General features: G+C 49.1%; 14 protein-coding genes. 10 read left to right on the top strand and 4 right to left on the bottom strand.

Features of this window, described 5'->3' with window-relative positions:
• The first annotated feature begins 174 nt into the window (after positions 1-174).
• The 6 genes from MKQ68_RS16420 to MKQ68_RS16395 all read left to right on the top strand — a co-directional run bounded on the left by MKQ68_RS16420 (position 175) and on the right by MKQ68_RS16395 (position 8,994).
• Positions 175-1,929: a phage tail-like protein gene (locus MKQ68_RS16420; RefSeq protein ID WP_264280059.1), complete on the top strand. Its 1,755-nt coding sequence runs from the start codon at positions 175-177 to the stop codon at positions 1,927-1,929.
• 88 nt (positions 1,930-2,017) lie between these two features.
• Positions 2,018-3,154: a phage tail-like protein gene (locus MKQ68_RS16415; RefSeq protein WP_264280058.1), complete on the top strand. Its 1,137-nt coding sequence runs from the start codon at positions 2,018-2,020 to the stop codon at positions 3,152-3,154.
• 23 nt (positions 3,155-3,177) lie between these two features.
• Positions 3,178-4,770, top strand: a complete 1,593-nt coding sequence (locus MKQ68_RS16410; RefSeq protein ID WP_264280057.1) for a T9SS type A sorting domain-containing protein — start codon at positions 3,178-3,180, stop codon at positions 4,768-4,770.
• 104 nt (positions 4,771-4,874) lie between these two features.
• Positions 4,875-5,564 (top strand): (d)CMP kinase, encoded by a 690-nt coding sequence (gene cmk, locus MKQ68_RS16405; protein ID WP_264280056.1) that lies wholly within the window; start codon positions 4,875-4,877, stop codon positions 5,562-5,564.
• Positions 5,565-6,172: 608 nt separating this feature from the next.
• Positions 6,173-8,149 (top strand): tetratricopeptide repeat protein, encoded by a 1,977-nt coding sequence (locus tag MKQ68_RS16400; protein WP_264280055.1) that lies wholly within the window; start codon positions 6,173-6,175, stop codon positions 8,147-8,149.
• A gap of 77 nt (positions 8,150-8,226) precedes the next feature.
• The gene (locus tag MKQ68_RS16395; protein ID WP_264280054.1) at positions 8,227-8,994 is read left to right on the top strand and encodes a LytR/AlgR family response regulator transcription factor; all 768 of its coding nucleotides are present in this window, start codon (positions 8,227-8,229) and stop codon (positions 8,992-8,994) included.
• A gap of 206 nt (positions 8,995-9,200) precedes the next feature.
• Here MKQ68_RS16395 and MKQ68_RS16390 read toward each other — a convergent pair whose 3' ends face one another.
• The 3 genes from MKQ68_RS16390 to MKQ68_RS16380 all read right to left on the bottom strand — a co-directional run bounded on the left by MKQ68_RS16390 (position 9,201) and on the right by MKQ68_RS16380 (position 12,771).
• Entirely contained in the window at positions 9,201-10,430 is a 1,230-nt protein-coding gene (locus tag MKQ68_RS16390; protein ID WP_244840557.1) for a 4-hydroxy-3-methylbut-2-enyl diphosphate reductase, read from the bottom strand.
• A 65-nt stretch (positions 10,431-10,495) separates the two neighbouring features.
• Entirely contained in the window at positions 10,496-11,770 is a 1,275-nt protein-coding gene (locus MKQ68_RS16385; RefSeq protein ID WP_264280053.1) for a patatin-like phospholipase family protein, read from the bottom strand.
• Positions 11,771-11,862: 92 nt separating this feature from the next.
• Positions 11,863-12,771: a rhomboid family protein gene (locus MKQ68_RS16380; RefSeq protein ID WP_264280052.1), complete on the bottom strand. Its 909-nt coding sequence runs from the start codon at positions 12,769-12,771 to the stop codon at positions 11,863-11,865.
• Positions 12,772-12,994: 223 nt separating this feature from the next.
• Between MKQ68_RS16380 and rpsA the strand changes: the two genes are divergently transcribed.
• On the top strand, positions 12,995-14,878 hold the full coding sequence (rpsA, locus tag MKQ68_RS16375) for a 30S ribosomal protein S1 (RefSeq protein WP_264280051.1): 1,884 nt from the start codon (positions 12,995-12,997) through the stop codon (positions 14,876-14,878).
• Positions 14,879-15,078: 200 nt separating this feature from the next.
• Here rpsA and hxpB read toward each other — a convergent pair whose 3' ends face one another.
• A complete protein-coding gene (gene hxpB, locus MKQ68_RS16370; RefSeq protein ID WP_244840550.1) occupies positions 15,079-15,798 on the bottom strand; it encodes a hexitol phosphatase HxpB in 720 nt (239 codons plus the stop codon).
• Between the two features lie 310 nt (positions 15,799-16,108).
• On the opposite strand from hxpB, the gene MKQ68_RS16365 reads away from it, so the two are divergent.
• From MKQ68_RS16365 to MKQ68_RS16355, 3 genes are read left to right on the top strand one after another with little or no spacing between them, the layout of a single operon-like run.
• Entirely contained in the window at positions 16,109-18,229 is a 2,121-nt protein-coding gene (locus MKQ68_RS16365; RefSeq protein WP_264280050.1) for a ferredoxin-like domain-containing protein, read from the top strand.
• A gap of 28 nt (positions 18,230-18,257) precedes the next feature.
• Positions 18,258-19,034, top strand: a complete 777-nt coding sequence (cobA, locus tag MKQ68_RS16360) for a uroporphyrinogen-III C-methyltransferase (protein ID WP_264280049.1) — start codon at positions 18,258-18,260, stop codon at positions 19,032-19,034.
• Positions 19,034-19,627: a precorrin-2 dehydrogenase/sirohydrochlorin ferrochelatase family protein gene (locus tag MKQ68_RS16355; RefSeq protein WP_264280048.1), complete on the top strand. Its 594-nt coding sequence runs from the start codon at positions 19,034-19,036 to the stop codon at positions 19,625-19,627. The genes cobA and MKQ68_RS16355 overlap by 1 nt, the downstream gene beginning before the upstream one ends.
• Positions 19,628-19,640 lie beyond the last annotated feature (13 nt).

Genomic DNA, 19,640 nt, shown 5'->3' with positions numbered 1-19,640 from the left:
AATTTAAAAAAATATTGCATGTGTGATGTATAAAATCAATTTATATATGTAATATTGTAGCGTGGAAATTGAACGTTTGAATTAGAAAAGCATGGAAAACCTGTAATAACCGGACACCTTTTAAGACATAAAAACTCTATACTAAAACGAACAATTTTTTTAACCTTTTATCCTATGAAATACACGTTTCGTATTGCCAGCGTAGCGCTGGTAGGACTACTGTCTTTATCTTACAGTAGCACAAAAGCCCAGTTAAAAATCGGCGGTAATCCTAACACTATAGATCCAAAAGCACTGTTGGAGCTGGAGAGCCAGACGAAGGGTATGTTGCTTCCCCGTATTAATGATCTTACTACCATTGGTACTACCGGTATCGCAAATGGTATGATCATTTACCTGAACGACGCTACCAATCCTGGTCTGTACATCTACAACAACGGCTGGAAACGCCTGGCGGGTGCAGATGCGATCGAAGAAAGCTTCTGGAAATTTGGTGGTAACAACACCGGATCTGACCAGTCGATCGGTTCTAACACGAACTTCAACATCTCCCTCAGAACAAATGGTGCAGAGCGTTTCACCATTACAAACACAGGCCAGATCAATATCGCAGAAGCACCTACGACTGGTGCAGCTACCGACCTGAGCGTACTGTTACGTAACCTGAATGGTGACCTCGTACAGCGTACGATCAGCGATGCTGCTTTCGGCCCTGTAGTAACGTCGATCGGCGACGGTACGAACACTGTTAACGGTAATATTGGCTTCCAGGCGAACGTTGCGGTAGGCCATGCTAACCTGAGCGTTGCTGCTGATAACACAGCAAAAACCTTAACCCTGAACGCACCGTTGTTATCTGCGGCGAGCGTAGGCACTTACGGTTTACTGTCTAAAGCAGATTATACCACTTTGTTCGCGACTGACCGTATCACCTTGGCTGATGCAGCCACTGCTGATGCAACCAGCGATCAGAAAGGTGCAAGTTTAACATACGACGCCACTACCGGCAAATATGAGCTGAAACTGGCGCATGCCGACAACTCACTGCCAGGTATCGTAAGCGCTACTAACCAGACTTTCCGTGGTGATAAAGTATTTACAAACGGCGTAGAAGTGGGGCAGAACCTGAACGTAACCCTGAACGGTGAGTTTGGTGGTACACTGACTGCTTACGGCAACATCAGCCTGGGTGCTGGTGGTGGTAGTGCAACTACTTCCAACTTCAACGGTAATATCCGTATGCCGGATTTACCAACGGCTACGCCCCCGGTAGATGCTACCGACTACCAACTGGTTTACCAGGACGGTGGTGATTTGAAACAACTGACCATCAATGGTGCTGCCCTGTCTGCCGGCGTTGCTTCTATGAATGGTGAGAAAGGTGCACTGTCTATCGGTTTTGCAGCTTATCCTTTAACGGGTGTTGCTTCACCTGCTGTTACGGTAGATGCAGTGGCTAAAACTATCAACCTGCAGATCCCTGAAGCTAACAGCACGACAGTTACACGCGGTCTCGTTAGTAATGCTGACCAGGTGTTTGCCGGTAATAAAAGCTTTGAATCAGGCGTGAGCGTAGGTTCTGCGCTGGTGCCTACTTCTACCCTGAGTGTTGAGGGTTCTATGTCTGCAGCGATCAAGCAAGTGTTAACTACCACCTACACGCTGACTGCAAGTGACTACACTATTATTGCGAAAGTAAATGGTGCGTCCACTTTCACCCTGCCAACTGCAGCTTCTTCCAAAGGAAGGATCTACAACATCAAAAAAGTACCTGCAGTAGATGGTGTTTACGATGATTACGAAATTACGATCAATGTTGCCGGTGCTGGTACGATCGAAGCGGGAGCTACTACAAGCTTGTCTGTAGCTTACTCTTCCCTGACCGTACAGTCTGACGGTACACAGTGGTACATCCTGAGAAGGAACTAATATTTTTATACAGAACATGGAATGGCCTCGTGCCGTTCCATGTTTCCCCTGCCATATCTGTCAGCGCCCTATTTATCAATTACCTCCTATGAAACCTGAAGCTTTACTAAAAGCAGGATTTACCTTCATCGCCGGCATGTTTTTGCAGCAAGCCGCCAGCGCCCAAGTAAAAATGGGTGGTCTGACACCGAATGCGATTCGTGGCGATGCTTTGCTGGAGCTTAATTCTCCTAAACAGGGGCTTTTGCTGCCCCGTGTCAATTCCGCGGCACTTACTTCTCACCCCCTCGATACTGCGGCTAACGGATTGATCATTTACGTTACCGATCATAATAGTTTGTTTGTGAGGAAAAACGCTACCTGGAAACAGTTACTTGCCGAGGACGATGCGCCTGCGAGTACGGTGAGCTCCGTGAACGGCGGTACAGGCGCGGTAACTTTTACGGCCGGTACTGGTCTCTCGTTAAGTGGAAGAGAATATGCCAATGATGGCGTGCTGTCATTTAATACGCGCAAAGGCGCTGTTGTTGCAGCGGAAGGCGATTACACGCTGACGCAACTTAATGATGTAACACTGTCTGCACCCGCGAACGAACAGTTGCTGCAATACAACGGTACGCAGTGGGCCAACTGGACACCTACTTACCTGAAGCCCGTTACTACCTTAACACAGGGATCTGTGTTGTTTGGTGGTGCGAGTGGAGCGGTAGGGCAGAATAATGCACAACTTTTCTGGGACAATACAAATAACAGGCTGGGGATTGGTACTGCCACACCCACGCAAACATTAACGGTTACAGGTACGGCATCCGTGAGTGGACATGTGGGGATTGGTGTTACAACTGCTGCACACAGCGATTTAACGGTGAACGGAAGTGTGGCCGCTAAAATCAGGACGATTACAGCCAATACTACGCCGGTTGTTGTTGCCGATGACGACTACACGGTAGTGTTAAGCCACGGATCCGGTACGGGCACCATTGTGGTGCAGTTGCCGAATCCTACTACCTGTGCAGGCAGGATGTACGTGATTAAAAAGAATGTCGCGAACCGTACGGTGAACGTAACTTGTCCGACCGTGCCCAACTTCGAAAGGGCTGCGGGGCCAACTACTATAACGGGCATCACTACACTGTACCAGGGAACTGCGAACACGAACAGCGCCATGTACATGGCCATGACCTTTCAATCCGACGGCACCCGCTGGTATATGATCAGCAACTAATTGTTTTAAACCTTATTCCTGGAATGAAATACATTCTCTCCATACTAACCAGCTGCCTGCTCTGCTCCGCCGCTTTCGGACAGGATACGGTCTTTGTACCGTCTGTGTCGCAGATCGGTGTGCTTACCGGCGATCCTGTATCGATTTACAGCAACGTGGTGAATGAGGGTACCATCCGCACGAATGCCAACGCTATCGTGAACTTTTACGGTAAGTATTGGAATAATGTGGCCGGCTCCTTCCTGCTGGATGAAAGCGCCGACGGTTTTAGCGGTAAAGGCGGCATCTTCCGCTTCCTGGGTAATAATCCCCGCTACACCAATATTGGTATGCAAAGCGTTTTTGGTGGGTACAACGTGGCCGGTAAATCCGGTGTCATGTTTCCCAACCTCGAAATAGATAATACGCTGGGGGTAAGTATTGCAGACCTCAGCGACATCAAAGTGCGCAACAACCTGCACTTCGTGAATGGTCACCTTTTTCTCAATGGCTGGAACCTCGTAGTGGGGGACAGGCAGCCGGGTACCATCACGGGTTTTAATGATAAAGCTTTTGTTGTAACGGGGCCGGATATTGCCGGTGGTTTCCTGTACCGCGAACAGGTAAATGCGGCGGCAGGCGATATTATTTTTCCCGTGGGTACGAGTATTTCATCGTATGCACCGGCTTCCCTGAAGTTCAATGGTACGGTAGAAGATTTTCGCGTGCGCGTGTTCGACAGCGTGTATCAGTATGCTACGAACGGCCCATCCAACCGGAAAGATTTTACCAATAAAACCTGGCACATCGGCCACGGCGCGCAATTAGTAAGTACCGACCTTACGCTGCAACACATGGATGCCGAAGAAGGGTCGGAGTATGCATCGTACCGCTCCAACAGTTACGTAAGTCATTTCTCCAATAATGCCTGGGACTATATGGATAATCCGGAATACCTGCCCGTAGCAGGTGCGCTCACCTCCGGCGCGGCGCTCAGAAACTCGACCATGCAAACAAGGCGCTTCAGCGATGGCTTCGGGCCCAACGAATACTTCGCCAAAGCCTCAGTGATTTATGGTCCGTATTCGCCCGCCATCTACCTGTACTTTAACGCCTGGCGCCTGTCGAAATACTTTGCACAGCTGGAGTGGACTACCACCCGTGAGCTAAACAACCATACGTTTGAAATAGAACGCCGGTTCGACCAGGATACGGGCTTTAAGAAGGTAGGCAGCCTGCCATCGTTAGCACCGAACGGTAACAGTACTTTTAAGATCGATTACAAACATGCAGACCCGAACCAATATGGCGGCTGGAGTTACTATCGCATAAAAGCCACCTCGAAGAATGGCAGGATTAGCTATTCCGAGATAAAGGCCGTACCGCCGTTCCTGGAAGTAAGCATCTGGCCTAACCCGAACCGTGGCCAGTTCCAGCTGAGGGTGCAAGGCAATAATGGTCCGGTAATGGTGCAAATCACCAACATCCTCGGGCAGGTATTACACCAGTACGAATTAACGGCCAGCGCCGTGGTACAGGTAACAAATCTGAGTAAAGGCGCCTATATCGTGGTGTTCTATGATAAAGCTACTCACCGGTTGATGAGAACAGAGAAAGTCATGGTAGTTGACCGGTAAGTTTTCTGGGAAAGTTAGCACGAAACGGGATGCAGCGCTTGCGTTGCATCCCGTTTTTGCATGTTGTTTTTTAGACTTAACTTTGCTCCAATCTTATCAGGGCTTTGAAAAAAATAATCATCACGATCGACGGCTACTCTTCATGTGGAAAGAGCACGCTGGCTAAACAGCTGGCGAAGAAACTTGACTATATATACATAGACAGCGGTGCCATGTACCGCGCTGTAACCCTGTTCTTCATCCGCCAGGATGTGAACTGGAGAGACGAAGCCGAAGTGAAAAACGCCCTGAAAGATGTGCACCTCGAATTTGTGTACAACAACAATAGCGGTCAGGCCGAAATGCATCTTAACGATGAAAATGTGGAACACCTGATCCGCGAGATGCTGGTAGCAGAAAAAGTAAGTGAGATTGCCGCGATAGGTGCCGTACGTACTTTCGCCGTGGCCCAGCAGCAAAAAATGGGCGCGCGCAAAGGCATCGTTATGGATGGCCGCGACATTGGTACGGTGGTATTTCCCGATGCGGAATTAAAGATATTTATGACCGCCGATCCCGCCGTGCGTGTAGAACGCAGGTACAAAGAACTGTACGCTAAAAACCCAAATATCACCCTCCACGAAGTAAAAGAGAACCTCGAATTGCGCGATTATATCGACGCCAACCGGGAAATTAGCCCCCTCCGCCGGGCCGATGATGCTATCATATTGGATAACAGTCAGTTAACGATGGACGAGCAGCTGGATCTCGTTTCGCAATGGGTAGAAGATGCGATAATGGCTCATTCTTCTTGAATTTTTTTTGCATATTAAAAAAGTGTTATTACATTTGTCTAAGTACAGGACAACATCCTGCACTTCATACCATATAGTTTTTTTGCCAAGTCCTCAGAAATTCCTGCATTATTACGGTAAGTTACAGTTTTGTAAATAAGATATTTACGTGCGTCCGATTGCGTTAACCCGCCGGGCCAACCACGTAAAGTATGTTTTACGCCCGTCATACCTTTTGACCGATACGTCAACGTTGATCGTGGAAGAAACATGCTGTGAAGAGATCAGCGGTTGGATGGACATGTGTTGAAGAAAATGAACTATAGATAATTCATCTATAAAGATTTTGAGGCCATATCCGACTGTATTCTAGAAGAGAACCAAAGCTATTAACCGTTTATTAAAACTAACACTACATAAAATTAAACTCCGGCTCAACACCAGGGCTGTTGTTGTAAAAGCAATGTGGAATGGGCCGACTCGGCTTTGTTTCATATTTTCAGTAGGTGTATTCGGTTAATAGGAAAGGGGCGAATTCTTTCGCCCCTTCATTTTTTTAAACCGTTGTAAATCATACTACTCATCCACATCTCCAAGGCAGCCAAACATTGAAATAAAATTTCTAACTTGTGAGGGATAATATCTACCCCTACAGCATGCTACTGAAAAGTCTCCCCTTTATCGTCATCCTGTACCTCGCATTGGTCGGCGGTGTTACCGCGCAGGACTCTGTGCTCGTTTATAAAACGCTGGACTCACTCCGGGCCATGAAGGACGATACTTCCAAAGTAGACTTGCTGGCTAAGCGCGGTCGCACTTTTAACCGCTACTTCGATGGGCGTAACGCCGAGAACGTTTTTTATAAAGATGCGATCAACCTCGGCGAAAATATCCGCGACTACCGGCACCTCGCTGAAATCTACAACGAGATAGGCACGTCTAAACGAAATCGCTCCCTGTACATTCTGGCAGCCGATTATCACGAAAAGGCACTCGCTAACGCCAAACTCGCCAAAAATGATCGTCTCATCAGCTTTTCCTACAATAACCTGGGGGTCGACTATCGCCGTCTCGATAAACTCGACAAGGCATTCGACGCCCACTTCAGTGCACTGCGTATTGCTGAAAAGATCAACGATGTGCGTAATATTTGCGTGGCTACCAACAGCATCGGCAACATTCATCTATCTAACAAAAAGTACGAAGAAGCCATCCGCGATTTTGCAAAGGCCCTGCAGCTGGAACAGGATGCCGGCAATGAACTGGGTGTAGCCATCAACCTGGGTAATATTGGTTATGCCTACCAGGGCCTGGGTAAGCTGGACTTGTCCATCGAATTTTTTAAACGCTCGCTGGAAGCCAACCAGAAAATTAACAGCACCACCGGTATATCTATCTGCTACACTTGCCTGGGTGCGGTGTACCAGGATAAGAAAGATTACAACACCGCCAAAAGTTATATGCTTAAAGCACTGGCAGTAAATGGTGAGGTAGATGACCAGATACATGTGGCCGATAATTACCTGAGCATCGGTAAACTGTTCGACGAACAGGGCGTTCAGGACAGTGCCCGCCTCTATTATCAACAGGCTATCGATCTTGGCCGGCGCTGGGGTTTTAAATCTACTTTGTTAGATGCGTACAAAGGCATGGCGCACAGCCTGCGCGAATCCAAACAATACGAACGCTCGCTGGCTTACATGGATAGCCTTATCGTATACAACGACAGCATCCAGACCGAAAAAAATGAACTGGTCGCATCGCAGTCTGAAACACGTTACAACGTAAGCCGTAAGGATGCGGAGATCAAAACGCTGCACCAGGCGCAGGACAATGAAAAGCTGCGGGTGAAACGGAACCTCGCGGTAGCTATCTCACTGGGGGTGATTTTGTTGATGCTGATCGTAGGCGGCTTCTTTTACATCCGCCACCGCAACCTCGAAGCCAATCGACAGGCGTTGCAACTGGAGCTGCGAAGTTTACGTGCGCAGATGAATCCACACTTCATCTTCAATTCCCTGAGTTCTATTCACCGCTATATCTGGAGTAACAACCAGGAAGAAGCGTCGGAGTATCTCACCAAATTCTCCAAACTGATGCGGATGATACTGGATAATAGCCAGCACACCTTCATTCCCCTGAATAAAGAACTGGAATCGCTGAAACTGTACCTCGACCTGGAAGTGTTGCGGTGCAACAACATGTTCGAGTACCATATTTTACTAGGCGACAACATTAATGACGAGGAAGTAATGATACCGCCGATGATCATTCAACCGTACGTGGAAAATGCCATCTGGCACGGGCTGGTACATCGCAAACTGAAAGGTTTGCTGGAAATCAGCATCCGGCTGAAGGGGCGTGTGCTGGAATGTATTGTGACCGACAACGGTATTGGCCGTAAGATGGCGATGGAGATCAAGGAGAAGAAAAACAAAACCCATAATTCCATGGGCATGAAAGTAACGGAAGGACGTATTGCGCTGATCCGCAAGATCAATAATACCAAAGATGCGAATGTAGAAATTACCGACCTGGAAGATGCGAAGGGGCAGCCTGAGGGGACCAAAGTGACCATTGTATTGCCCGCCGAATTTTTATTTTAGTAGCAACGCAGCAAGCATGTAATGCAGCAGAAAAGCATGCCTGACTGTTACAACCATAATGAATTAATAGTTAAGACATGAGCGAGATTAAAGCAGTCATCGTAGACGATGAGCAGCACTGCGTAGATGCCTTAAAAACCATGTTGCAAAAGAAGTTCCCGGACGTAACCGTACTCGGTGGCGCCGGTAGTGTGGAGGCGGCCAAGGTACTTATCGACGAGCTGAAGCCCGACCTGGTATTCCTCGACGTGGAAATGCCGTACCAAAATGGGTTTGAGTTACTGAAGCTGTTCGACAAGGTGAATTTTGATGTGATATTCACCACGGCTTACGAGCAGTACGCCCTCAAAGCCATCAAATTTAACGCACTCGACTACCTGCTGAAACCGTTCGGTATTTCCGACCTGCAGGATGCATTGCAGAAATTCACTAACCGGCGGAATGGCAAAGTGGAGGGTAACGCCCCGGTGGCACCGTTAGAGGTGTTTTTGCAGAACATGAAAACGATGCAGCATTCCAATAAAAAGATCGCCCTGCCTACGCTGACCGGCCTGGTTTTTATGCCGGTACAGAGCATCGTGCGTTGCGAATCGACGGGGAACTATACCAAAATATTTTTCACCGACCGCAAGCAACTACTCGTTTCCAAGCCGCTAAAGGAGTTCGAGGAACTGCTTACCGACATTGATTTCTTCCGCGTACACAACTCACACCTGATCAACCTCCAGCAAATGGACTCCTACATCCAGGGCGAAGGCGGTTTTGCCCTCATGAGCGATGGTACACAGGTAGAGGTGAGCAGGAGGAGAAAGGCGGATTTCCTGAAAAAGGCCGTTCAGTTCTAGCCAATTTTTGGCTTTTGGATACCAGTTATGTGTTAGATCGTACCGGATACTAAATCATGGTTGCATACAGGTAGCGGTTGAAGTACTTTTGAATCACACAAATGATAAGAACTGTTTGTTTAAATACATAAAAATTTTCTCTGCATTACTAGCGTTTGATTAGCCCCAAAGAAAAAAGACACCGGACGGTGTCTTTTTTGTTATGTCTACGCTGTAAAGTTGATACTCATTTTTTCCACCTCATCCTCCAGGTCCCAGAAAGAGAGTAGCTTTCGTATTACTCCTTCTACCACCGCGTCCGGACAGGAGGCGCCGCTGGTGAGCATGATCGTCACCGGTGTTTTGGCCGGCAGGTAACCGGTACTATGCAGTTCCTGGCTGTGATGGAAGTCCCAGTGACTGATCTCGTCGCGGGAGAGCAGTTTTTCTTCGGACGCAATATAGTAAGTGGGCAGCTTTTCCTCGCAAAGCTCCACCAGGTGAGAGGTGTTGGAGCTATTGTAACCGCCTACCACGATGGCCAGGTCCGCCTGCGCTTCCAGCATACCGGTTACGGCCGTCTGGTTGTCGTTGGTGGCGTAACAAAGCGTGTCGCGGGTATCGGCGAAGCGCTCCTGTACCTGCGCATCTTCCAGCTGGTAATGCTGCTGCATGACCCCACGTATGTAGTCTGCAATCGACTGCGTTTCGGAAGCCAGCATCGTGGTTTGGTTTACTACGCCTACGCGTTGCAGGTCTTTGGTAACATCAAACCCTTCTGAATACTGACCTTTGAATGCTTCGTAGAAACTGTCGGCCGGCTGTTCGCCACGGATGTAGGCGGCCAGCTTTTCGGCTTCGTGTATGTCCTTTACCACCACGGTTGGCGTTACCGACTGGCTATGCGAAAACGTGGCACGGGTTTCTTCGTGTTTCGGTTTACCGTGAATAATCACCGTGTAATCCTTTTTACCGATCTGGTCGGCCTTGTTCCACACCCTTTCCACGAACGGGCAGGTGGTGTTGTACTGCAAAGGTGTAATACCCAGTGCCGACAGGCGCGACTCTATTTCCAGCGTGGTGCCGAAAGCGGGGATGATCACAATATCATCCGGGTTCAGCGATTCCCAGGGAATGAGTTGTTTGCCGCCGGTATCCATAATGAAACGTACGCCGCGGGACAGTAAATCGCTGTTTACCTGCGGGTTGTGAATCATTTCACTTAACAGGAAGATGCGTTTACCCTCGTTTTCGTCCACCGTACGGAAAGCGATCTCGATCGCATTTTCCACCCCATAGCAAAAACCAAAGTGGCGGGCGAGCAATATTTTTACCGGGCCAAAATCCAGCGCGGTGGGTGTAAAGTCTTTTTTCATTTTATCCTGCTGCTTGCGCTGTTGTTTTATGGCGCTGATCAGTGGACTACGGTATATAACAGGTACGTTGAATGTTTTCATGTGATGCTTCCAGTGTCGCAAAGATAGCAATTAACGGCCACTTCCCTTCACAACACGGTCGTGGCTCAGTCGGCCACGATCTTACGCGAGTGCTTGTATTTTTCCCAGTCGAAATTGCTGATAAAGAACGCCGCCGTTTCTACCCCGCGCTTGAACAGTTCCAGCTTTTCATCTTCATCCAGCGAAAAGTCGAGCCAGCTGAAACGTTTGTTGTTGTAATCGATGAACGATACCAGTTGTTTAAAGTCCGGGTTGCGGTGAATAAACTCATTGTCAAGGCTATGGGCCGACGACCAGAAGATAGCGCCAATGTAGTCCAGGAAGCTGTGCGTATCGTTACACCGCGTACGGTCGAACCCGATCTTGACGCCAAAGGTAGGAGAGGAGGGAATTTTGCGGTAGTTGTGAAAGATGTCGATCGGGAAGTTGGACAGGATGCCGCCATCCACGAACAGCACCTTCTCCGGGATGTTGCCGTAAAAGTTGCAGCGCGTACGCCATACATCCTGCTGCCCGTCGTGCGCCGGGATGCCGCTCAGCTCAAACGGCCGGAAGAACAGCGGTACGGACATAGATGCGCGTACAAAGTCCGCGGGGTTGGCAGCGTCCGGATGCTGGTAGTAGATGCCCGCCATACGTGGGAATACAACCCGCGTTTCCGTGGTAATGTCGGCGGCCACGATGCCCAGTTCAATATACTCCTCCGTAAACTCATCGTCGATCACCTCGCCGGTCACACGGTTGCGCAGTCCGGGCGGGCGTTGCAAACGGCGTTCGCGCATTTGTCCGTAGGTGGTGATGTCTTTTTCTGCCAGCAACTCCTTTACCCAATCGTGGAACACCTTGCCGGGATTAAGTCCTTTTTTATTGCTGGATAAATTATCGATGATGCAGGTAAAATACCAGGCGCGGCGCAGCGTATCGAATACCGTAGGATCATCGTGGCGGTGTTTGAGTAAGTTATCGATAAAGTTGCGGGCGTCCGCATCACCGTCGATGAAATCGTAAAAGTCTTTGTTGGCGACCTTGCTGATGATCCATTCCGTTTTGGCTTCGTCGATGGGACCGGCGGCCAGCAGCAGTGCGGCAATGGCTCCGGCCGAAGCGCCGCCGATGCAGAGGAAGCGGATGTTGAGTTGTTCCAGCGTGTACAGATAACCGAGCAGCGCCATACCCAGCGTGCCGCCGCCTTCCAGCACTATATCAACATACTGGTTGCCGGCATCGTCTACAATGTCTGACACTTGCGGATTTACTTCTTTCAGTTGCGCGATGCGGTGCTGTACGATCGGATCGTTAAACAGGTAATTAAGGCTTGCAGCGCCTTGTGTATTACTCATAACCTTTGGGGTTTTGGGGTGACGATTTACAGTAATGCCATTACCGCAGCCATTGGCTGCGGAGCGCTAAAAAGGAGTAAAGGAGTGCAGGATCAGCTGTTTTCGTTGCTGTACTTCTTGAGCCAGGATTTTTCTTCGTGTGTGAGGCTGTCGTAGCCTTTTTCGTTGATCTTATCGAGCAGTATATCGAGCTTTTGCTGCCTGTTTTCTTCGCCGGACCGTTTTACCACCTTTAACGGTGATTTTTTCGGTTTGAAATTCCGGTAGCCGCTTTTGGGCGCGGGTTGCCGCTTGAAGCTAATGGAGCCGAGTTTGCCGAACAGCCATATGAGTGGCTGCGCCAGTTCCACGCCATTGCGAATGGAGAGCACGTACAAGATACCGAACAGCGCACCGCCCAGGTGAGCGATAATGCCGCCGGTGTTACCCTGCGCGATGGATAATATATCGATCACGACCAGTGCGATCGCGAGCCATTTAAGGCGGATATTGATAAAAAAGATGTTCAGTACCAGGTTGGGCAGCGTCATCGCCGTGGCTGTGATAAAACACATGATAGACGCGGATGCGCCGATGAGGATGTTCGGAAACACGCTGAGGGCCGGGATGATATTATAGGCCATTACGTACAGGAGGCCGGCAAAAATACTGCTGATGATGTATACAGGCAGCACCCTTTCGCGACCAACGTCCGAGCGGAAGAGGTTTCCGAAAAAGTAAAGTGCCATCATATTGAACACATAGTGAAACACACCTTCATGCGTAAACATGTAAGTAATGAATCCCCAGGGTTTATGCGCGAGTATAACCAGGTTAGACTGGAGGGAAAGATTTTCTAACAAAAAGTCTTTGGCCACCTGTGCGCCGCCGCTACCGAGCGCGGCGAGGTTTAATATGCCAATTACCAGGAATATGATAGTATTCCATAAAATAATGTGGTTAACCGTATTATCCTGGTTCAGCCAGCTGCGTACATCTGATCTCAGTGAAGTGCCGTTCATGCAAAAATTAATAAGGATTTCCTGCTCTAAAATTATTGCATTTAGCCTAGAAAACGTTGGGTTGATTTTGAATTAGGTGAAAAAGATGGGTTTGCGGCCGGTAATGTTATAAACAATTGGTTGCGTGCGGGGTAAACATAGTTACCCGGGTTATATCACGCGCATTAATAAGGTGTCGGAAATCGGGATATTCTTCGTATCTTTGCCGTCCTTAAATATTTTTATGTCAGAAAACAACATTATTAACGAACAAAACGCTGAACAACAGGCAGCTCCGGCTGAAACAGCGACACAAAATGCGCCTGTTGCCACTGCTCACGACGATTTTGATTGGAGCGTGGACAAACGCAACGTATCTTCTTACTCACAGGAAGAGAAAGCGAAGTATGATCAGACCTATGACAGCACGTTCAAGGTGATCGAGGAGAATGGTCTGCTGAGCGGTACCATCGTTGGTATTACTAAAACCGACGTAGTACTGAACATCGGTTTCAAATCCGATGGTCTGATCTCCCTCAACGAGTTCCGCGACCTGCCGGGTATTAAAATCGGCGACGAGGTAGAGGTACTGGTTGTTGAAAAAGAAGACCGCGATGGTAACCTGCACCTGAGCCGCAAACAAGCTCGTATGCAGCGCGCCTGGGAAAAAATCGTGGAAGTTTACAAAACAGGCGAAGTGGTTACTGGTACTGTTACCAGCAAAACCAAAGGCGGCCTGATCGTGGACGTTTATGGTATGGAAACCTTCCTGCCAGGTTCACAGATCGACGTGAAACCTGTAACTGACTACGATCAGTTCGTGGGTAAAACAATGGAATTCAAAGTGGTTAAGGTTAACGAGGCCATCAAGAACGCCGTTGTATCTCACAAAGCGCTCATCGAAAGCGATATCGAGCAACAGCGTGTTGACATTATCTCTAAACTGGAGAAAGGTCAGGTGTTGGAAGGTACGATCAAGAACATCACAGACTTCGGTGCGTTCATCGATCTGGGTGGTCTGGACGGCCTGCTCTACATCACCGACATCAGCTGGGGTCGTATCTCTCACCCAAGCGAAGTACTGCAGATGGATCAGAAGATCAATGTGGTGGTACTGGACTTCGACGACGAGAAGAAACGTATCAGCTTAGGTTACAAGCAACTGACCCCGCATCCGTGGGATACTTTGCCTGCAACCATCACCGAAGGTGCAAAAGTAAAAGGCAAAGTAGTGAACATCGAAGATTACGGCGCATTCCTGGAAATTCTGCCTGGTGTAGAAGGTCTGGTACACGTATCCGAGATTTCATGGGCTTCCACGCCAATCAACGCCAAAGAGTTCTTCAAACTGGGCGAAGAGTACGAAGCAGTGGTTGTTACGCTGAGCAAAGACGAGCGTAAAATGAGCCTGTCTATCAAACAACTGACCGAAGATCCATGGTCAACTATCGAAACTAAATTCCCGCTGGATAGCCGTCACAAAGGCATCGTTAAAAACATCACTCCTTACGGTGTGTTCGTTGAGCTGGAAACTGGTATCGGTGGTATGATCCACATCTCCGACCTCAGCTGGATCAAACGTTTCAACCACCCGAGCGAGTATACCAAAGTTGGTAGCGAAATCGACGTGGTGATCCTGGGTATCGATAAAGATAACCGCAAACTGAGCCTCGGTCACAAACAAATCGAAGAAGATCCATGGAACACCTTCGAAACTATCTTCCCGATCGGTTCTACCCACGAGGGTACCATCGTTAAGAAAGACGACAAAGGTGCTACCGTTCAGCTGCAATATGGCCTGGAAGCTTACGCTCCTGCCCGTCACCTGCGCACAGAGGACGAAAAACCAGTTGCAGTAGAAGACGTGAAACCATTCATGATCATCGAATTTGACCGCAACGAAAAACGTATCCTCGTATCTCACACTAAAGTTTGGGAACAAACTAAAACTGAAGAGAAAGAGGCTATCGTTAAAGAAAAACGTGCCGATGCGGACAAAACCCGTAAAGCTGTGAAAACCATCCAGTCTAAAGTAGAAAAAGCTACTCTGGGCGACCTGGGCGCACTGGCTGAACTGAGAGAAAAACTCAAACAATCTGAAGGCGGCGAAGAAAAGAAAGCTGAGTAGTCTTAACCGATTGTGAAAAATAAGGAGTCCCCTGGCGAAAGCCGGGGGATTTTTTTTGTATTCGTCGGGAGGATGGGAGGCGATGGGGAACATATGATGACGGGATACTCAAGTGATCTCCTACGCGATGAGCAAAGAAAAAACCGCCGAAGTGAGTGACACAACGGCGGCTGACTAATGTTATCTATGCTGGTGAAAAACTAACCTAGTTTTGCCAGTTCGTGATCGTTGAAATCTAGCAGGGAATTGAGCTGGATGTCGGCCAGGGCGTAACGTTTATCGTTACGGTTGTGATGCTCGGGCACTACTACAACCTTCATGCGGGCGGCTTTGGCGGCAGTCATACCGGTCACCGAATCCTCAAACGCCACACACTCCAGCGGGCTGGCGCCCAGTTCCTGCGCGGCAGACAGGTAAACGGCGGGATGCGGCTTGCCATATGGTTCGAACTCGGCGGAAATGATCGCCTGGAAGTAAGGCTTGATATCCAGGTAGTTAAGCACGGAGGAAATGATGCTCATGTTGGACGAAGAGGCGAGCCCCATCTTAAACCCACGTTCTTTAAAGAAATCCAGGATGTAATGCAGTCCCTCCATCGGCTGGCCCTGCGCCATAATTTTATGGGTAACGCTTTCGATGATTTCCGACGTTACCTGCTCGGTGCTTTTTGCATTCCACTTGAAGTGGTTGTGCCAGTACTCTACCACCTCTTTCGTTCTGAGCCCCGTCGTACGCGAGGTTAACTCGGGCGTTAAGCTAACGTTCAGGGTATCAAACACTTCGCGTATCGCCAAACCCCACAACGGCTCGGAGTCTACCAGCAGGCCGTCCATATCGAAAATCACCGTATTGATCATATAGCTGTCTTTCTTATTTGCGCCGCAAAGATACGGCGGTTTACGGGCAAAATGTTTCCACAAATCCGGCAAAAGCATTTATAATCCCCCGCGCATTTATAAATCCCAAAAAAGTTTTGGAAATCCGGGCTACATGGCTATCTTTGTATTACTCTACTAAATAGATAGGAAATATGGGTATTGTTGGTTTTGTCAAGTCGATGTGTAGCTGTTGGAAATCAACAGAGTAGAGGAGGTTTTTCTGAAAATATAGTGATCAATAAACGCATTATTGCCCTTCATAACAGAAACCTCCGGTACGAAACGGGGGTTTTTTTATGGTACCACGAAACGTTGTGATATTCAAATTGTTGACGAAAAAAATTATCATTCAATGCAAAGCTTCAGAACAGAACTGGAAAATCCACTCGTAGAAAAGGACATTATTGAACTGGAACAAAAGATCCGTTTGTTCCGCGAGGGCCAGATTCCCGACGAAAAGTTCCGCAGCCTTCGCCTTGCGAGAGGCGTGTATGGTCAACGCCAGCCTGGTGTACAGATGGTGCGCATCAAACTGCCCTATGGTAAAATGACTTTGCAACAGTGGAAACGCATTTCAGATATTTCAGACGAATATTCAACCGGTAACCTGCACCTCACTACGCGCCAGGACATCCAGATCCACTTCGTGAGCCTGGAGCGTACACCTGAGCTGTGGGCCAAGCTGGAACTGGACGATATCACCATCCGTGAGGCCTGTGGTAACACGGTGCGTAACATTACCGCGTCCGACAAGGCGGGCATCGATCCGGAGGAGCCGTTCGACATTACGCCCTATGCAGATGCGACGTTCCGCTACTTCCTGCGTAACCCGATTTGCCAGGACATGGGTCGTAAGTTTAAAATGTCTTTCTCTTCCAGCGACCGCGATACGGCGTTTTCCTTCATGCACGACATTGGCGTGATCCCGAAAATCCGCGTGGTGGACGGCAAAGAGGTGAGGGGCTTTAAAGTGATGCTGGCCGGCGGTTTGGGCGCGCAGCCCATGCTGGCGAAAGTGGCCTTCGAGTTCCTGGAGGCAGATCAGCTGATTCCCTATATAGAAAGTGTTTTACGCGTTTTCGACCGGCATGGCGAAAGGGCCAGCCGTCACAAAGCGCGTATCAAATTCCTGATCCAGAAAATCGGCTTTGAAGAGTTTGAGAGACTGGTGAAGGAAGAATATAAAGCTATCAAAAGTAAATCTGTTCCGGTAGATGCAGCTGCATGGCCGGCAGACGCCCTGCCTGCGGAAGACGCAGTGGTTCCGGCTTACACTATCCGCGATCCGAAACTGTACGAAGCCTGGAAGAAAACGAACACCTTTGAGCAGAAACAGAAAGGATATTATGGCGCATACCTGCGCATCCTGCTGGGTAACATCAGCTCTGTAACTTCCCGTGCGCTGGTTGAGCAATTGCGCCCGGTAGTAGCCGACGATGTACGCGTGACCGTTAACCAGGGACTGTTACTGAAATATATTAAACCTGAGCACCTGCCTTATGTGTTCTCTGTGTTGGAGCAACACAACCTGGCCGCAGCTGGTTTCGATTCTATTGCAGATATCACCGCTTGTCCCGGTACGGACACCTGTAACCTGGCGATTTCCAGCAGCACCGGTATTGCCGTAGCGTTGGAAGATGTGATCAACAACGAGTTCCCCGACTTGATTTATAACAACGATATCAAAATAAAGATCAGCGGTTGTATGAACTCCTGCGGTCAGCATGGTTTGGCGCACATCGGCTTCCATGGCAGCTCTATGAAAGCCGGCGGCAAAGTATTACCTGCGCTGCAGGTGTTACTGGGCGGTGGTTTGGTCGGTGATGGTGTTGGCCGTGTAGCCGACAAGGTGATTAAGGTGCCCAGCCGTCGTGGTCCGGATGTACTTCGTAGCCTGTTGCACGATTACGAAACAAACGGCAACAGCGGCGAACTGTTTAACGATTACTTCGACCGCCAGGGCGAGCGTTACTTCTACGACCTGCTGAAACCGCTAACCGACCTCACGTCTGTGAAAGACGATGACTTCGTGGACTGGGGACAGGCACAAACATTTGCGACTGCAATTGGTGTGGGTGAGTGTGCGGGTGTGGTGATCGACCTGATCGCCACCCTGTTGTACGAAGCGGAGGAGAAACAAGTGTGGGCGGCAGAAGCATTGGCGAATGGTGCGTGGGCAGATGGAATCTACCATACTTATTCATCTTTCGTACAGGCGGCGAAAGCCTTGCTGCTGGACGAGAACGTGAACTGTAACACGCAGCACGGCATTATCAACGACTTTGAAAAACACTTCGTGGACACCGGTAAACTGGATATCGGCGGCTTTAAAGCCCTGGTATTGCAGATCAACCAGCACGAACCGACTGAAAGCTTCGCGAAACAATACTTTGCCCAGGCGCAAACATTTTATAAAGCTGTACAGCAGTACCGGCAGACCAAAACAGAGGCTCCCGCAGCAGCTTCTGTGTAATCAATTATCAACCTGTAAAACGACCAACATGTTACCGACTCAGCCCAAATTGACACTCGTAGGCGCCGGACCCGGCGATCCGGAACTGATTACTGTGAAAGGACTGAAAGCTATTCAGCAGGCCCGGGTAATCCTTTACGATGCCCTGTCGAACAACGAACTGCTGGAGCACGCTTCGCCCAACTGCCTCAAACGCTTTGTAGGCAAGCGCGCCGGTATGCATGTATATACACAGGCCGAAATCAACAGGATGATTGTAAAATATGCATTAACTTTCGGTAACGTGGTTCGGCTGAAGGGAGGCGACTCCTTCGTATTCGGCCGCGGCTCGGAAGAAATTGCGTACGCGCAGCAATACGAGATCAAAACGGAAGTAATTCCCGGGATCAGCAGCGCCATTTCTGTACCCGGTATTAATAATATACCTGTCACCGCCCGCAACGTAAGCGAAGGTTTTTGGGTAATTACCGGCTCTACACAAGATGGTAAACTGGGCCGGGACCTGGAGTATGCGATACAGGCGAATACGACAGTGGTGGTACTGATGGGCATGAAAAAACTGGAGCAGATCGCCGGTATTTACGAAGCCGCTGGTCACGGCGCGGTACCTGCAGCTATTATCCAGAACGGCACCCTGCCTACGCAGAAAATTGGTGTGGGCATTGCGGCCGATCTACCTAAAATTGCACTGGAACACCAGCTGACTAACCCGGCTATCATCGTGATAGGCGAGGTGGTAAGGTTCCACGAAGCCTTCCAGGCTTTACAAACGAAACTGGCGGAAGATTATAAAATGGCAGTATAATGGAGGAAAATCAGTTATTCCCGGTATTTTTTAAGTTAGACCAGCTACAGGTATTGGTAGTGGGCGGCGGCAACATTGGCCACGAAAAGGTAGGCGCCATGTTGCAAAACAGTCCGCGTGCCCGCATTACCGTGGTGGCTACATGGTTTAGTACCGAACTGGAACAACTGGTTAAAAACTATCCGGACGTGGAGCTGGTGCAAAAGGCATTTTCCTGCGGCGACGTTTTCGGAAAAGACCTCGTTATTGCCGCTACAAACGACCGGGAACTGAACCACTGCATCTGGGAAAAAGCGAAAGCTGCCCGTGTACTGGTGAACGTTGCCGATACCCCGGAGCTGTGCGACTTTTACCTCGGCTCCATCGTGCGCAAAGGCAACCTAAAAATCGCCATCAGCACTAACGGTAAGTCGCCTACCATCGCTAAACGCCTGAAAGAGGTATTCCAGGAAGCACTGCCGGATACGCTGGAGGATGTGCTGCAAAAACTGCACATGCTACGGGAAAGACTGAAAGGTGATTTCTCCGAAAAGGTGAAGGAACTGAACCGCATCACTTCGGTGCTCGTAAAAGAGAAACACTCCGAACAATGATATTTTTCGCTTA

Origin of the sequence: Chitinophaga horti, from assembly GCF_022867795.2 — a bacterium.
In the GTDB taxonomy this organism is placed as follows: Bacteria; Bacteroidota; Bacteroidia; order Chitinophagales; family Chitinophagaceae; genus Chitinophaga; species Chitinophaga horti.
Note: the sequence above shows the minus strand (reverse complement) of the source record. Positions and strands in the feature narration are given on the sequence as shown.

Excerpts from the sequence above, each read along its gene's own strand:
- MKQ68_RS16420 (WP_264280059.1), top strand. The coding sequence starts at position 175 with ATGAAATACACGTTTCGTATTGCCAGCGTAGCGCTGGTAGGACTACTG.
- MKQ68_RS16415 (WP_264280058.1), top strand. The coding sequence starts at position 2,018 with ATGAAACCTGAAGCTTTACTAAAAGCAGGATTTACCTTCATCGCCGGC.
- MKQ68_RS16410 (WP_264280057.1), top strand. The coding sequence starts at position 3,178 with ATGAAATACATTCTCTCCATACTAACCAGCTGCCTGCTCTGCTCCGCC.
- MKQ68_RS16395 (WP_264280054.1), top strand. The coding sequence starts at position 8,227 with ATGAGCGAGATTAAAGCAGTCATCGTAGACGATGAGCAGCACTGCGTA.
- MKQ68_RS16390 (WP_244840557.1), bottom strand. The coding sequence starts at position 10,430 with ATGAAAACATTCAACGTACCTGTTATATACCGTAGTCCACTGATCAGC.
- MKQ68_RS16385 (WP_264280053.1), bottom strand. The coding sequence starts at position 11,770 with ATGAGTAATACACAAGGCGCTGCAAGCCTTAATTACCTGTTTAACGAT.
- MKQ68_RS16380 (WP_264280052.1), bottom strand. The coding sequence starts at position 12,771 with ATGAACGGCACTTCACTGAGATCAGATGTACGCAGCTGGCTGAACCAG.
- rpsA (WP_264280051.1), top strand. The coding sequence starts at position 12,995 with ATGTCAGAAAACAACATTATTAACGAACAAAACGCTGAACAACAGGCA.
- MKQ68_RS16365 (WP_264280050.1), top strand. The coding sequence starts at position 16,109 with ATGCAAAGCTTCAGAACAGAACTGGAAAATCCACTCGTAGAAAAGGAC.
- cobA (WP_264280049.1), top strand. The coding sequence starts at position 18,258 with ATGTTACCGACTCAGCCCAAATTGACACTCGTAGGCGCCGGACCCGGC.
- MKQ68_RS16355 (WP_264280048.1), top strand. The coding sequence starts at position 19,034 with ATGGAGGAAAATCAGTTATTCCCGGTATTTTTTAAGTTAGACCAGCTA.